Origin of the sequence: Bradyrhizobium sp. NBAIM08 (assembly GCF_020193935.1) — a bacterium.
Classification (GTDB): domain Bacteria; phylum Pseudomonadota; class Alphaproteobacteria; order Rhizobiales; family Xanthobacteraceae; genus Bradyrhizobium; species Bradyrhizobium yuanmingense.
This window is the reverse complement of sequence record NZ_JADYVR010001293.1, coordinates 1-385: the sequence shown is the minus strand read 5'-3', so window position 1 is coordinate 385 and position 385 is coordinate 1. Positions and strand designations below refer to the sequence as shown.

At 70.9% G+C, this 385-nt stretch carries 1 protein-coding gene; it reads left to right on the top strand.

The window, feature by feature from the left end:
* Positions 1 to 385 (top strand): GTP-binding protein (locus I6F37_RS44590; RefSeq protein WP_368736845.1); only part of this gene is annotated, 385 nt, incomplete at both ends.

Below are 385 nucleotides of genomic sequence, written 5' to 3'. Positions count from 1 at the left end.
CACCAAGCTCGACCTCACGCGCGCGCTCGACGCGTCGCTGCCGGCTGCCGAGCGAACGGTCGAACTGCTGGGACAAACCCGACGCCACACGCTGCTGGCCAAGCTGCTGCGCGTTCCGAGCATCGTGTTCGCGGTCAACAAGCTCGACGCGGTCGCCGACCCCGGCCCGGCGTTCGCGGCGGTCGCCGGCGCGCTGCAGGGCTTCGCCGACAGCGCGGGGATTGAACTCGCCGGCATCGTCCCGGTGTCGGCGCTGCGCGGCGACAACGTCGCCACACCGATCGACGCGACCTGGTACCGCGGGCCGACGCTGGTGCAATTGCTCGAGAGCCTGCCGTCGTCGCAGGAGCAGACGGGCACACCACTCAGCTTGCCCGTGCAGTAC